At 67.6% G+C, this 14,403-nt stretch carries 8 protein-coding genes; 4 read left to right on the forward strand and 4 right to left on the reverse strand.

The window, feature by feature from the left end; translation table 11 throughout:
- Positions 1–263: 263 nt before the first annotated feature.
- A complete protein-coding gene (gene cglD / locus KY661_RS03185) occupies positions 264–3,050 on the forward strand; it encodes an adventurous gliding motility lipoprotein CglD (RefSeq protein WP_225408775.1) in 2,787 nt (928 codons plus the stop codon).
- 119 nt (positions 3,051–3,169) lie between these two features.
- Here the strand turns inward: cglD and KY661_RS03190 are convergent, their stop codons facing one another.
- Entirely contained in the window at positions 3,170–6,025 is a 2,856-nt protein-coding gene (locus KY661_RS03190; RefSeq protein WP_225408776.1) for an HYR domain-containing protein, read from the reverse strand.
- 397 nt (positions 6,026–6,422) lie between these two features.
- Here KY661_RS03190 and KY661_RS03195 point away from each other — a divergent pair, with 397 nt between their 5' ends.
- Entirely contained in the window at positions 6,423–7,205 is a 783-nt protein-coding gene (locus KY661_RS03195) for a class I SAM-dependent methyltransferase (RefSeq protein WP_225408777.1), read from the forward strand.
- Positions 7,206–7,225: 20 nt separating this feature from the next.
- On the opposite strand, the gene KY661_RS03200 is transcribed toward KY661_RS03195, so the two are convergent.
- Complete coding sequence (locus tag KY661_RS03200; RefSeq protein ID WP_225408778.1) at positions 7,226–8,101, reverse strand: alpha-ketoglutarate-dependent dioxygenase AlkB; 876 nt, start codon at positions 8,099–8,101, stop codon at positions 7,226–7,228.
- Between the two features lie 5 nt (positions 8,102–8,106).
- Here KY661_RS03200 and KY661_RS03205 point away from each other — a divergent pair, with 5 nt between their 5' ends.
- Complete coding sequence (locus KY661_RS03205) at positions 8,107–8,943, forward strand: lysophospholipid acyltransferase family protein (RefSeq protein WP_398577130.1); 837 nt, start codon at positions 8,107–8,109, stop codon at positions 8,941–8,943.
- On the opposite strand, the gene KY661_RS03210 is transcribed toward KY661_RS03205, so the two are convergent.
- On the reverse strand, positions 8,944–10,590 hold the full coding sequence (locus tag KY661_RS03210; RefSeq protein ID WP_225408779.1) for a hypothetical protein: 1,647 nt from the start codon (positions 10,588–10,590) through the stop codon (positions 8,944–8,946).
- A gap of 4 nt (positions 10,591–10,594) precedes the next feature.
- Positions 10,595–11,941, reverse strand: a complete 1,347-nt coding sequence (locus tag KY661_RS03215) for a methyltransferase domain-containing protein (protein WP_225408780.1) — start codon at positions 11,939–11,941, stop codon at positions 10,595–10,597.
- A 242-nt stretch (positions 11,942–12,183) separates the two neighbouring features.
- Here KY661_RS03215 and KY661_RS03220 point away from each other — a divergent pair, with 242 nt between their 5' ends.
- A complete protein-coding gene (locus tag KY661_RS03220) occupies positions 12,184–14,340 on the forward strand; it encodes a GumC family protein (protein WP_225408781.1) in 2,157 nt (718 codons plus the stop codon).
- Positions 14,341–14,403 lie beyond the last annotated feature (63 nt).

Genomic DNA, 14,403 nt, shown 5'->3' on the forward strand with positions numbered 1-14,403 from the left:
TGAACGGGCCGCCGAGTATAGACGGAGGACTGTTCGGGTGACATCGCCGTCAACGGCACAGGGGGCGGAGGCCGGTGCGCGCCAGAGAACGGTTGCTGGGACCGAAAACTCGGCTGAGAACGTAAAATCGTGATGTCAACGAAACTCACAAGGGATCACGTTGCAGCATCCTGTGAGGGTCGTATGTTCGCGGGTTCCATGCCTCGCGCGGGAGGGCAGGCTCCCGCTGTGAGGCCATCCTTCTGAGGAGGGCCTCGATGAAAATGAGAAGAATGCTTTATGTCTCGCTGCTGATTCCGGTCTTGATGACCGCGGCCGCGTGCAGTTCGGACATTGTGGATCCCAAGCCGGACGGAGGAGGGGGGGGCGTGACGCCGCCACCACCGCCGCCGCCGCTGCCGACGGATCCGAATGATCCGAAGAACGACACGAAGGACACCGACTGTGACGGCCTGAGCGACAAGGTCGAGTTCGAGACGGTGCGCGACGGAGGGAAGACGGAGCCGGGCCAGCGGGACACGGACAATGACGGTCTGCCCGACGGACTCGAAGTGGGTGTCACCCAGCCGGTCGCGGGCACCTCGTGCCCCAATCTGCTGCTGGACTCGGACCCTCGCCGGCAGACGGACCCGCTCAACTTCGACACGGACGGAGACGGGCTGTGGGACGGGGTGGAGGACGCCAACAAGAACGGCAAGGCGGACAATGAGGAGACCAATCCGCTGATGAAGGACACGGACTGTGACGGACTCATCGACGGTCCGACCCAGGGTGCCGTGAAGGGCGAGGACCAGAACGCGGACGGGAAGAAAGACGACAACGAGACCGATCCCCGCCGTTTCGACACGGATGGGGACGGAATCTCGGACGGAGTGGAGTCGGGCGTCACCGTGAGCCCGGATCCGGTCACCTGCGCCAACATCTTCATTCCGGATGCGAGCCCCGGGACGACGACGAACCCGGTGAACCCGGACTCGGACGGTGATGGCATCCCCGATGGCGCGGAGGACACCAACCAGAATGGTGGGGTGGATCCTGGAGAGCTGGATCCCAATGCAGGCGACGCGACAGGGCCCGTGGGCCAGGTGTGCACGGTCAACAACCTGCGTCCGGTGACCTTCCGGTCCGAGGATGGTGCGGACCTGAAGTTGGCCTTGCCTGAGACCTTCACTGAGGTGACGCAGATCAAGGTGGGAAACGAGGTGAAGGGGTTGGTGGGCTATGACAGCAGCACGAAGGTGGCGTTCCTGGCCTTCCGCCGCGCGGCACCGGTGGGTGCCACGGATCCACTCGGGGATGAGGAAGAGCTGCGTCCTTCCATCAACGGCAAGGGCGCACTGACCAACCGCACCGCGCAGGTGTTCAAGACGTGGGACGGCTTCAACGCGGTGCAGGCTTTCTACGACCAGTCGGGAGCCAGCACGGACCTCAAGCGCCGGACGGATCAACTGGTGGATGCGTTGGTGCCTGGCAGCACGGGCCGGCTCAGCCAGGAGGCCGCAGGGGTGAACGGTGACTTCCGCCTCCAGGCGCTCTTCGTGCATCGCTCGAACGACAGCGTGGTGGTGTTGGTTGCCGTGGTGCCCCTGGCCAGCGTGACGGGAGCCAACCGCAGTTCGACCGCAGCCTTCTCGTCCAAGGACCTGTCCGATGGTTCCGCGCTCGCGCAATTCGGCGAGCCCACGGCGGTGCAGTGTGAGCGCTTCCAGTTGGAAGCGGCGAAGGTGGACTTCATCTTTGTCGTAGACGACAGCGGCTCGATGGCAAGCTCGCAGGATGCGCTTGCTGCTACGGCCAGTGCCGCGGTGGACTCGCTCAATGCCTCGTCATTGGACTGGCGAATGACGCTTGTCTCGTCCTCGTATCACTACGGGACCTCATGGTCCAACGCAGGCACGATTCGGCGCTTTACCCGCAACGTGAACAAAGTGAAATCATGGCTCACGAGCGGTAGCAATTGCGTGAACAATGTCTGCAGCGGGGTTCCTACAACCCCCGAGACCGCAGCTTGCCCCGGGGCTCTTAAACCACCCAGCGAGGATGATACCGGCAAGTCCATCGAAGGTGCGAATGGTGGTTGCTCGGTGGGAATTAAGGGAGCCGGCAACGAAGGGGTGCTTGGGGCGGCAAGGAAGGTCATCAATGATATCACCCCGGGAACGGAGCCAGCCGAGCCGGAGTCGAATCTCCGTGCCCGTAAAGACGCCACGCTGGTGGTCGTGTTGCTCGGGGACGCGGATGACCAGACGTTGAAGGATGTGAATAACGGTATCGAGAATTGCGGCTCGGGTGGAACCAAGGAGCGGGAGGGGTCTTCTTGTGAGCCTGTTCAGACCTTCATCAACTTCTTCGGCAGCGTGACGTCTCCGGTCACTCCCACCAACAAGACAGGCAGTCTCATCACCGTTCATGGCATCATCTGCCCGGGTGGCAGTTACTGTGGGTGCGGTGCAGGGCAAACGTGCACGGGCACGAGCTCCAGCCGTGAATTCAACCCCCAGGCTGGAGGCGTATCGAAGGCCCGCAACGCGGCGGTCGTCAATGCCACGGGTGGAGTGATTGGCTCCATCATCGACAACAACTCCATCCGGGTATCGATGGACGCCATCATCGCGGATGCCATCGGGAACGCGGGTTACAAGACCCTCAAGCCGCCCATTGGTGCGTCCCTCAAGGTGGCGCTGAGCGAGGTGCGCGACGCAAACGTCTGCAACGCCAACAACGTGCCCCGAAGCACCGTCAATGGCTTCGACTTCGACGGCAGCGCGCGGACCCTCTCGCTCTTTGGTGCGTGCCGTCCTGCCAACGAGAACTCCCAGGCCGCGGTGTCGTACCAGTACTGGATTGATCAGGAGAAGGATCCCAACGGCGGCGTGCCCTGCCAGGACGATCCGGACTACGACGAGACCGAGCAGGATCACTGCGACGATCTCCTGGCCTGCAACGAGCCCACCGACACGTGCGTTTGCCCGTCCAACTGCAGTGACACGTGCGGCGCAGGGACTCGGTGTGACGAGGCGCTGTGCGCCTGCGTGCCCGTCATTGGCTGATGAAGGACTGGAGGGCTTCGGGCTGTTGAGCCGGAGCGCCTCCCAGGCCTGAAGGCCGTAAAAAAGAGGGCCCGGAACCCCACAGCAGGGTTCCGGGCCCTTTCTTCATCCTGGGAAGGCTACGGCAGGCTGAGGTCCAGGCGCACCCGCACCCCGAAGTTGCACGAGGCCTGGTTTCCGGACGCATCCGTCGCAGTGCAGGTGACGGGCGTCAGCCCCAGCAGGAAGAGAAGCCCCGGGGCATGTGAGCAGGTAACGGGGGCCGGGCCGCAGGTATCGGTGGCCGAGGTGGCGAAGTTGACCGCCACGCCGATCTGCCCGAGCCCCACCTTGGCCTCCACCGACAGCGGGCAGCTGATGACTGGAGGCGTCGTGTCGCCGGTCACTTTCACGTCGAAGCCGCAGCTTGCCGTGTTGCCCGAGCCATCCTTCGCGGAGCAGGACACGGGCGTGGTGCCCACCGGGAACTTGGAGCCCGAGGCGTGCGAGCAGGACACCGGCGCCGCACCGCAGTTATCGGTGGACGAAGGAGACTCGAACGTGACGGCTGCTCCCGCGGGAGCGCAGGTCTCCACCGTCTTGGAGGCAGGGCAGCTCACGGACGGCTTCGCCGTATCCCCGGTCACCGTGACGTTGAAGCCGCAGCTTGCCGTATTGCCCGAGCCATCCTGCGCGGAGCAGGACACGGGCGTAGTACCCACCGGGAAGGTGGCACCTGAGGCGTGCGAGCAGGTGACAGGGGCCTCGCCGCAGTTGTCCTGGGCCGTGGCGGCCGCGAACGTGACGGCGGTGCCCTGGGGAGAGCAGCTCTCGAGCGTGGTTGCGGCCGGGCAGCTCACCTCGGGCTTCGTGGTGTCCACCACGGTGACGGTGCCCACGCACTGGGCGCTGGCCTCTCCATCGGTGGCCGTCAGGGTGACGGAGTGGGAGCCCAGGCCAAAGGGACCCTTCGGCGCCTCGGAGACCGAAAAGGGCGCCGGCTGGTGGTCCGGATCATGGCTGCCGTTGTCGATGCTGGCGGTGCCCTGGCACGTGGCGTTCGCGGAGACGGTGACATCCTGGCAGAGGGCCACGGGCGGCAGGTTGGCCGGGGTCTCCTGGCAGCTCAGGTCGATCGTCGCCGAGGCGCTGTTGTTGGTCTCATCGCACTCGGTGTCGCGGCCCGCGCCCGTGCCGTCGTCATCCGCGACGGCGAAGATCTCGAAGGTTCCTCCCGGAGACGGATTCAGCGGCAGGGTGGCCTCGCGGCTGGCCCCCGAGGGAATCGCCTCGCTGAGCACGGCCACCCCCAACCGGGTTCCACCCGAGGCGGGATTGCCCCGGTAGAACGCCACCTTCAGCCCCGTGGGCACCGTGCCAGCCCCCATGTTCGCGACGGTGGTGCTCAGGAGCAGCGCCCCGTTCTCGGCGCACTGAGCCGTCACCGCGAAGGTGCTCAGCTCCGGAAGCAACAGGGGACTGTCGCCCAGGTATCCGGCGACGTTGGAGCGGAAGGCATTGAGGAAGGACTGCAGCCAGTGCCGCGTGGGTTGGGAGGGGATCCGGCCATCGTCGGTGATGTTGGTGATGGAGTAGGCGTGCTGGTTCCAGATGCGCCGCGTGTGGGCCCAGCCCTCCTTCTTGTCGTGGTACACGCGGATGCCGTGGTAGCCCGGATAGGCCGTATCGTTCGTGGCCACCACCAGCTCCGCCGCGAAGTCGTTGTCCACGTCCGCGATGACCGGGTTCTCGTGCGTGGTGCTGGAGCTGTGGTTCGTCTCGAAGCGCACCTGGCCGGTGGCCCCGTCATAGATGCGCAGCCGCACCTCGTCCGCGTAGATGATCTCCAGCTTCCCATCATCCTCGAAGTCGAACGCGGTGGAGCCCGTCTTGCCGGAGCTCAGCTCCTGCGTGGGGCTCCTCCACAGCAACTTCCCATCCGAGTCCAGCACGCTGTACGCGTTCGTGCCGGGCAGGCCGATCTCCGGCACGCCGTCGTTGTCGAAGTCTCCGATGTTGGGGCTGCCCCCGTGTCCACCCCCGGGCACAGGCGACGTCCAGAGCACCTGGCAGGTGTCATCGAGCAGGCTCACCTGGCCATGGCCCGACACGACAATCTCCGCCTTCGCGTCCTCATCGAAGTTCCCCACCGCCGCGAAGCCATGGGGAATCGGCGCGGAGGGGCAGTAGGCCGAGCCATTGTGCCGGTAGATGGAGCGGCCGTTGATGACCTCCTGCTTGCCGTCCCCGTCGATATCGGCCGCGAAGGACACCGGGCCGGTGTTCTCGGCGCCGCCCATGCCGTCCGCCCCCACCCACTTCAGCGTGCCCGTGTGGCTGTAGACCCGGTTGCCGTCGAGGATCTCCACCTTGCCATCGCCGTCGAGGTCCGCCAGCGAGGGGCCACCCCACTCGTTGTAATCGAAGGCGTCCGGCGCCGTGCGGAACTTGAAGGTGCCGTCGTTCTCGTAGCAGATGATGCCGCGGCCGTCGGAGGGAATGCCGCAGATCTCCACCAGGCCATCGTTGTCGATGTCTCCAGCGGTGATGCTGGAGGCCGCCTTGATGCGGTGGGCCGGGTCGGTGTTGGCCCAGAGGTCCCGCCCATCGTCTCCGCTGATGGCCCGAAGCACTCCCTCCTTCCAGATGGCATCCCCCGGGCCATTCTTGAAGGTGCTGAAGACGATGTCCGGGACGCCATCGCCGTTCACGTCGATGACCACCGGCGTCATCATCACCTGGTTGAACTCGGGGGCCTGCTGGCTGCCCGTCCAGGCCCACTGCAGCTCGGGCTCGAAGTTCGGCTCGAAGGGCGGCTGTGCGTCGCAAGCCTCCGAGAGGGGGCTCGCCTCCTTGCCGCTCACCTGCTGCCCGGGGGCCGTGGTCTCGCTACACCCTCCGGTCCCCAGGGCCATGAGCGCGGCGAAGAGCCGCTTGCGCCAGGGGTGTCCGGTTCTCCCTCGTACACGGTCATGGGTGTCTCGTGCCTGTTCCATGTCGCGCCTCCTCTGCTGCCGGGCGTAGGCCGACGACATGTCGGCCGCATTTGAGGTGTGGTTGATCCATCCCGTTTTCTTGGGATCTCGGTAGAATAAGAAAAATATAGATTCTGCGGAAAACAGGTTCAGATCCAATCCGTCCGGAGGTCGTAGGGAGGTGTGGGCCAGGAACAGTGTCCGCTATCCACCCCTGAGGCCGCAGGGCTCTGTCCGGCCAGCAACAGCGGATCACCCTCCCGGCACTGCTGGAAGTTTCGTCCAAAAACCCCAGTCCCTACGTTCCCCCCGCTGAGACAATTGGATGGGCGGGTGAGACATGAGGTCGAAGCGGTGGGCGTCTGAGGCAGAGTTCTTCGATCGGTTGGCGGAGTCCCAGCTTGGGAAGATTCCTTGGATGGACCCTGCCATCCTCCGGCGGTACAGCGGCCGGTTGCGTCCGTGGTTCAACAAGGAGTTCCGGTTCGAGCGCCTCGGCGACCTGAACGGGCTTCATGTGCTGGATGTCGGGTGTGGCGACGGCTCCAACAGCATCCTGCTGGCCAGCCGGGGCGCCCGGGTGACGGGCATCGACATCTCGTCCCGCTCCATCGAGCTGGCGACCGAGCGGGCCCGCCTGGCCGGCGTCCAGGACCGGGTCACGTTCCACTGCTCCCCGCTGGAGCTGGCCGACTTCCCCGAGAACACCTTCGATGTCATCTGGGGCGATGGCATCCTCCACCACCTGATTCCCGAGCTGGAGGGCGTGCTGGCGCAGCTGGAGCGCTGGGCCAAGCCCGGCGCCCGGGTCATCTTCTCCGAGCCGCTCAGCCTCAGCCCCTCGCTCCGGCGGCTGCGGTCGCACATTCCCATTCACGAGGGGGCGACCCCGGACGAGCGTCCGCTGGAGTCCGCCGAGCTGAACCTCATCCTCCAGCGCCTGCCTGGCACGCAGATGCGGCACTTCTCGCTGCTCAGCTGGTTCAACCGCTTCGTGATGAAGGGCACCACCTACGAGCGGGCGTCGACCGCCCGGCGGCTCGCCACGGAGCTGCTCCACGCGGCGGACTATGCGCTGCTGTCGCTCCCCGGCTTCAAGAACCTGGGCGGCATGGTGGTGCTCTCCTCCACCCTCTCGAAGCAGGCCAAGCCTGCCGGGGCGTTCGTGCAGGAGCCGGTGCGCCGCGCGGAGGCCGGCTGAGCCGTGCCCCGCGAAGCGTCTCAGGTCCCGGACGCTTCGCGCTCGAGTTCCTTCCGGAAGAAGGCGCTGCCCTCGGCCAGCGTGCGGACGTAGGGCGTCACGTCCTCGCGCGCCTCGGGTGACAGCCGCGCGAAGGGAATCACGTGCTCATCGGGCACGTAGCGGAAGGTGAAGTTCACCCGGCGCGTCTGGAAGCCGGGAATCTCCGGGGGCAGCAGGTGCCCCATGCGGGTGTCCACCCGCTGCACCCGGTGGAAGGTCTTCTCCTTCCACTGCGCGCCGCCGAAGAGCTGCAGCGCGCCGTCGTCGAGCCACTGCTCCAGCACCACCTCGTCGCGCTCTCCCGGACGCGTGGAGGTGACGAACTGGATGAGGGCCCGCTCTCCCAGGGAGAGCGAGGCCACCGGCCCCGGCTCGAAGTCCTTGTGCTCGCCCACGCGTGCGGTGTCCACCCAGCGCCCGTCCTCCAGCCGGTTGCCGTAGAAGTTCACCAGGCAGGTGTTGAGGTGCCAGCCCTGCGGCATGTCCGGTCCCCGGAACATGCGGCGCGCCAGCTCCTCCACCTTCTTCACCTGGCGCTGGAGCACCGCGGGGAACGGCTCCGCCTGCACGCACCGGTTCATCACCCCCTTGGGGGGCCGGTAGTAGTCGAGGCACGCGAACTGCCAGTTGCCCAGCCAGTACACGGGGCGCAGGAGCCGCCGCTGGCTCTGGCCGGGCGGCGGTGGAAAGTGCTTCGAGTAGCGCTCCTCCCACAGTGGCTTCAGGCTCCCCAGCCAGGTGAGGATTTCCGCGCGGTCCGCCGCGGACAGGAAGCTCGCGTTGTAGTGGTGGCCTGGCGTGCGGTGGCGGGACCGGGCGGCCAGCGAGGGGCCCCGGCGGGGGGGAGGTGCCATGTCACGTGCCAGTACCACACCCGGCCCCGAGGTGGGCAGCGCCCGCGTTTTCACTGCCAGGCAAGCAGGCGTGTGGCACACTGGCCCGCACCATTCGACTCCTCTTCTCCATCGTCTTCTGGTCGTTCTTCGTGCTCTCCAGCCTGGGGTTCTACCTGGGCGCGCTGGTGCTCTGGGCGATCACGCTCCCGTTCGACCGGAACGGGCGGATCCTCCACCTGTACTCGTGCTTCTGGGCCCAGCTCTACATCTACGCGAACCCGCTCTGGAGCTGCCGGGTGGAGGGCCGGGAGCACCTGCCGTGGCGAGGGGCCGCGGTGCTGGTGGCCAACCACGAGTCGCTGGGCGACATCCTCGTGCTGTTCGGCCTCTACCGGCCCTTCAAGTGGGTGTCCAAGGCCGCCAACTTCCGGCTGCCGTTCATCGGCTGGAACATGACGCTCAACCGCTACGTGCCCCTGGTGCGCGGCGACCGGGAGAGCGTCGGGCGGATGATGGTGGAGTGTGAGAAGTGGCTCCTCCGGGGCGTGCCCATCCTCATGTTCCCCGAGGGAACGCGCTCTGCGGATGGCCACATCAAGGCCTTCAAGGAGGGGGCCTTCCACCTCGCGGTGAAGTTGCAGTGCCCCGTCATCCCCGTGGTCCTCACGGGCACCGCGCGGACCCTGCCCAAGCATGGCCTGAAGCTTCAGACCCGGGCCCGGTGCCACGTGCGGGTGCTGCCTCCCGTGAAGCCCGCGGACCATGGCAACAGCGTGCCGGAGCTGCTGGAGCACGTGCGCACCCTCATGATCGAGGAGAAGGCCCGCATGGATGCGGCGCAGCTGGGGACTCCCCGCTGATCAGAGGGAGGCGGAGGGCCAGAAGGGCACTGCCTTGCCCGGGGGCGTGAGCCACACGGACTCCAGGAGCCGCAGCGCCTCCTGGTCCCCCGCGTGGTGGGCCGTGCCCGGGAGCTGCGCGGCCAGCAGCAGGCCCGCGAGGAGCGCGCCCCCCGCCAGCACCGCCCCCGTGGGCCGGGTGTGCTCCCGCGAGCCCAGCCGAAGGAAGGCCCAGGCCGCCATCGCCAGCAAGGCCAGGAGCAGGGGGGCCGCCGCCAGCGGTTGGGGGACGCCCCAGAAGCTCAGCACGGTGGGCGTCAGGTAGCCCGCCTTCAGCAGGGGGACGGTCAGGGCGAGGAGCGCGCTGGAGACCTGGTCCGGCACGTAGTTGATGAGCGTCACCGCGCCGGTGATGAGGATGGACACCGCGCATGCCGCCGCCGCGGCGCCCAGCAGCCCGGGGTGGTGGCTCGCGCGCAAGCGCTCCAGGAGCCAGGCAATGGGCAGCAGCAGGAAGGGCACCAGGCCGGTCAGGTGCCGGGGGCCTGTCGTCCACCCCCACGAGTCATAGGAGAACGACGAGGTGAAGTAGGTGTACCCGGCCAGGAGCACCGCCGTGAGCCAGAAGAGCGCTCGCCACTCTCCGGAGGCCCGGGCCTCCCGCCGCATGAGGACGAGGCCTGGCAGGGCCAGCAGCAGGAAGGGCGACAGGGTGAACAGCCCGCGCAGCGGTGAGAAGAACGAGAGCAGGAAGGCGCGGGGATCCGGATAGCGGATGCCCAGGAAGCCCCCCAGGTGCCACGGTTGGTAGGCCGCGTCGTTGAGGTACTTGTAGCCGCTCGCCAGCGGGTGTCCGAAGGTTGCCTGGTGGTAGAGCATCAGCGCGGCCACGAAGGGCAGGGCGCCCAGCGTGGCCAGGCCCAGGGCCCGTCCCATGCGCACGAGCCGTGTCCGCCACGGCTCTGGGCGCCCCAGCAGGCCGAGCGCCGCGTACAGCACCAGTCCCGCCACCCCCAGCGCGCCCGTGTACTCGGCCGCCACCGTGGCCCCCGCGAAGGCTCCGGCCACGAGGTAGCCGCGCTCCCGCCACTCGTCCCGCGCGCACCGCCACAGGGCATAGAAGCCCCCGAAGAGCAGCACCGCCGTGGGCTGATGGCTCATGAAGAGCAAGGAGTAGCTGTAGGCCAGGGAGCCCAGCCCGTACGTCACCGTCACCCCGTCCGCGACGGCGGGGCTCACGTAGGCGAGCAGGAAGCGGCGCACGGTCCACAGCATCGCCAGGGTGGGCAGGACCGTGAGCAAGAGCCGGCTGAAGAAGACCAGCGGGATTTCGGGCACCGCGTACCGGAACCCTCCGCCTGCGGCCCTCAGCGCCGCATAGAGCGGCACCGCCGCGAAGGACATCAGCGGCGCCTTGGAGGGGTAGTACTTCCCGTCCTTCACCGACAGGTCCCCCACATAGCCGTAGTCCCGCAGCGCCTGGTTGATGTCCAGCGTGCCGTACTCGACCAGCGCCCGGGTCTGCCACAGCCGGCACAGCTCGTTGGGCGAGCGCAGGCCGGGGTGGTAGGGGAACGCCAGCACGTACAGCGCGGCCAGCACGGCCCAGACCCAGCGGGAGGTCCGGACCGGGGCCGGAGCGGAGGGCGGGGCGGGGGACAGCGTCACGGCGTCAGCCGGCCGTTTCCGTGACGCGGGCCACGGCGAACAGACTCATCCCCACCGGCAGCTTCACGTGCCGCTCCGTCTGCGCGAGCAGCGGCGCCAGCCGGTCGTACAGCTTGAGCTGGAACTTGGGCATCGCGCGCCGGCGCAGCAGCCGGCTGTTCACGAACCAGCCCGGGATGCCCACCAGGTTCATCCACTCCAGCGTGTCCACCGTGAAGCCGCCTGCCTCCAGCACCTCGCGCAGCGCCTTCGGCGTGTAGCGCCGGTAGTGGCCCACCGCCTCGTCCATCGAGCCGAAGAGCTGCGGCAGCGCGGGCACCAGGATGACCACCTTGCCGCCCACCGGGAGAATCTGCCGGAAGCGGCGCACCGCCGCCGCGTCATCCGGGATGTGCTCCAGCACGTTGGACAGGACGATGGTGTCCAGCCGCTCCGCCTGGAGCGACTCCCAGTCGGCCAGGGCCACGTCCGACAGGTACGGCCGCACGTGCGGCTTGCCCCGGAACAGGTTCTTCAGCCGGTCCACGTAGAAGCGGTCCACCTCCAGCGCGATGAGCAGCTCGAGCCCTGCTTCCAGCTCCCGGGTGATGGTGCCGATGCCCGCGCCAATCTCCAGCACGCGCCGGCCCAGGTGCTCGCGAAAGCGCTTGCCCAGCCAGGCGTTGTAGTTGTGCGCCCCGTCCATCCGCTCCAGCGAGGTGTAGCCCTCGTGCTGGTTGTCCGCGTCGTCGCGCACGGTGGCGTAGCGCATGAGCGTGCGCAGCTGGGACAGGTGCGAGGCCAGCGGCCGGGTGGGCACCGCGGTGAGCGGCAGCGGTACCTCGGCGAGCCGGTAGAGCTGCGCGGCGAGCTTCACCACCAGCTCCGCGTCCACCGCGTCATCGTCGCAGGTCAGCGTCACCGAGCGCAGCGCCTCCGTCCGGAAGGCCCGGGCCCCCGTGAGCGGGTCCGCCAGCGCCGTGTCCGTGACGAACCGGGCGAAGCCTCCCAGGGCCCGGCCGGCCAGCAGCTCGGGCTTCAGGCCCGGCACCGTCCGGCGGCCGAAGACTCCGTCCGCCGTGTCCTCGTGGATGGGCCGGCACAGGGCTTCGTAGGCCGCCAGGTCGTAGGCCTCGTCCGGATCCTGGAGCACCGTCACCGCGCCTGTCACCTTCGAGAGCGCCGCCCGGATGGCTGCTCCCTTGCCCACCTGGCCAGACAGGACGTGCAGGCGCGGGCCTGGCGTCACTTCCAGGGGGCCCTCTCCGGCGAGCACCACTTCATGCGAGCCCGCCAGGGCATGGGCGAAGCGGGCCGCAGCGGCTGCCGTGGAGGGCGTGTAAGGAAGGATGACGGAAAGAGGCGGATTCACGGACGCGTCACTAGCACACATGCTAGGAGGCAGGGGGGCGGAGCCGGAGGAATGCCCGGCGGACGTCCAGGCGTTTGGGGTACGCGTTTTGGAAGATTGACCCTCTGGCCCCGCCGAGGCACGCTCGGAACAGACTGTGGGTGTAAGTCGGGCCAGGAATCCATGCCAGGCCAACGCCTCGCGCGGGAAGAGTCCAGGAGAGCCCTTTGGATGTTTCAGTGAACGGCCCGGCGGGTGCGGGCATGACGCCTTTGAACGTGATGCGCTTCGTGCGCGCGTTGTGGCGCCGCAAGTGGCTGGTCCTGGGTGTGGCCATCCTCATCACCGGCGGCGTGTCATTGCAGTCCCTGCGCCAGCCCAAGGTGTACGCCGCCAGCACCTCGCTCATCATCGACGTGACCGCCCCGCGCATCCTCGATGGCGAGGTGAAGGAGGTCATGGGCGAGGAGCGCAGCAACTACTGGTTCAACAAGGAGTACTACACCACCCAGAACGAGATCATCACCTCGCGCGCGGTGTCCATGCGGGTGGTGGACAAGCTGGGGCTGCAGCACGACCCGGGCTTCCTCGGCCTGTCCCACCTCAAGGACGAGAAGGAGCGCAGCCAGGCCATGCAGGGCGCGGATGCGGCCGGGCTGCTCCAGTCGCGCATCCGCGTGCAGCCCGTCCGGGACTCGCGCGTGGTGACCGTCTCCGTGGAGGACCTGGATCCCCAGCGCGCCGCGCTGCTCGCCAATGAGGTGGCGCAGGCCTACATGGCCGAGAACCTGGCCCTCAAGCTGCGCACCACCGAGAGCGCCACCGTGTGGCTGGAGGAGCGCCGGGGGGAGCTGGAGCGCAGCTCCAAGGTGAGCGAGCTGGCCCTGTATGATTTCAAGAAGGAGTCCGACGTGCTGTCCACCTCGCTGGAGGACCGGATGAGCATCGTCAGCGACCGCATCAACAGCTACAACCTGGCGCTCACCGAGGTGCGCACGCGCATCGCGGGGCTCCTGGGCCGCGTGGAGTCCATCCGCCACCTGCGCAAGTCCGCCGATTCGGGGGACATGACGTGGGCCGAGGCGGTGCCCGGTGCGGATGACACCGCCCTGCAGGAGTTCAAGCGCCGGTTCATCGAGCAGCGCGTGGCGTGCGTGGAGCTGACCGAGCGGTACCTGCCCGAGCACCCGAAGATGCTCGAGTGCGAGCGCAAGCTGGCCGTGGTGAAGCTGGACTTCGAGCGCAGCCTCAACAACGTGGTGCGCAAGGCGGAGGCGGAGCTGGCCGAGGCGCAGGCCAAGGAGAAGAACCTCGTGCGCCTGCTGTCCACCACCAAGGACGAGGCGTTCGAGGTGGGCAAGAAGGAGATCGAATTCGATCGCCTGCGCCGCGAGGCCGACAACAACCGCCGCCTGTACGAGCTGGTCCTCAAGCGGCTCAAGGACATCGAGCTGTCGGGCCTGTTGCGCACCAGCAACGTGCGCGTGTTGGATCCGGCCCGGCCGCAGTTCATGCCCATCAAGCCCAACGTCCGGCGCAGCGTGATGATGGCGCTGGCCCTGGGGCTCCTCGCGGGCGTGGGCGTGGTGGTGCTCCTGGAGTTCCTGGAGCGCAGCATCGCATCCCAGATGGATGTGGAGCAGAAGCTGGGGCTCGCGTTCCTGGGCTTCGTGCCGCACGTGGAGGGCAAGGAGGACAACCTCCCCGAGAAGGACTTGTACGTCCACCGCCAGCCCAAGTCCTCCGTGGCCGAGTGCTGCCGGGCCATCCGGACGAACCTCCTGTTCATGTCTCCGGACAAGCCCTTCAAGACGCTGGTCGTCACCTCCAGCGGCCCTCAGGAGGGCAAGTCCACGAGCTGCATCTTCCTGGGCGTGGCCATGGCCCAGAGCGGCAACCGCGTGCTCCTCATGGACACAGACATGCGAAGGCCCCGGCTGCACAAGGCCTTCGGCGTCCCCAACGACGTGGGCATCAGCTCGCTGGTGGTGGGCGAGGGCTCGCTGGACCGGGCCATCAAGAGCACCGAGGTGCCCAACCTTTTCGTGCTGCCCTGTGGCCCCATTCCGCCCAACCCGGCGGAGCTCCTGCACACCCAGGCCTTCGCCGAGCTGCTGAAGACGGTCGGCGGGAAGTTCGACCGCATCCTGCTCGACAGCCCGCCGCTCAATGCCGTCTCGGACTCGGCGGTGCTGGCCACGCAGGTGGATGGCGTGATGCTGGTGCTGCGCGCGGGGAAGACGAACCAGGATGCCGCCCGGCGTGCCCTGCGCTCGCTGGCCGATGTGCAGGCGCAGATGTATGGCGCCATCCTCAACGATTTGGACGCGACGGACGGCCGGTACAAGGAATCGTACCTCTACTATCGCGATGAGTACGGGCCGCGCGAGGAAGTGAAGGACAGGGTGGCCTCTTCGTGAGCCGTTCCAGTTCGGGTCTGCGGGTGCTGCACCTGGGCAAGTTCTATCCCCCCGCCTCCGGCG

The sequence above is a fragment of the Allostigmatella hybrida genome, assembly GCF_020103775.1.
GTDB lineage: Bacteria > Myxococcota > Myxococcia > Myxococcales > Myxococcaceae > Hyalangium > Hyalangium aurantiaca.

What these genes read in the sequence shown, in the direction of transcription:
- cglD (WP_225408775.1), top strand. Translation starts at nt 264, where the DNA reads ATGAGAAGAATGCTTTATGTCTCGCTGCTGATTCCGGTCTTGATGACC.
- KY661_RS03200 (WP_225408778.1), bottom strand. Translation starts at nt 8,101, where the DNA reads ATGGCACCTCCCCCCCGCCGGGGCCCCTCGCTGGCCGCCCGGTCCCGC.
- KY661_RS03220 (WP_225408781.1), top strand. Translation starts at nt 12,184, where the DNA reads ATGACGCCTTTGAACGTGATGCGCTTCGTGCGCGCGTTGTGGCGCCGC.
- KY661_RS03195 (WP_225408777.1), top strand. Translation starts at nt 6,423, where the DNA reads ATGGACCCTGCCATCCTCCGGCGGTACAGCGGCCGGTTGCGTCCGTGG.
- KY661_RS03190 (WP_225408776.1), bottom strand. Translation starts at nt 6,025, where the DNA reads ATGGAACAGGCACGAGACACCCATGACCGTGTACGAGGGAGAACCGGA.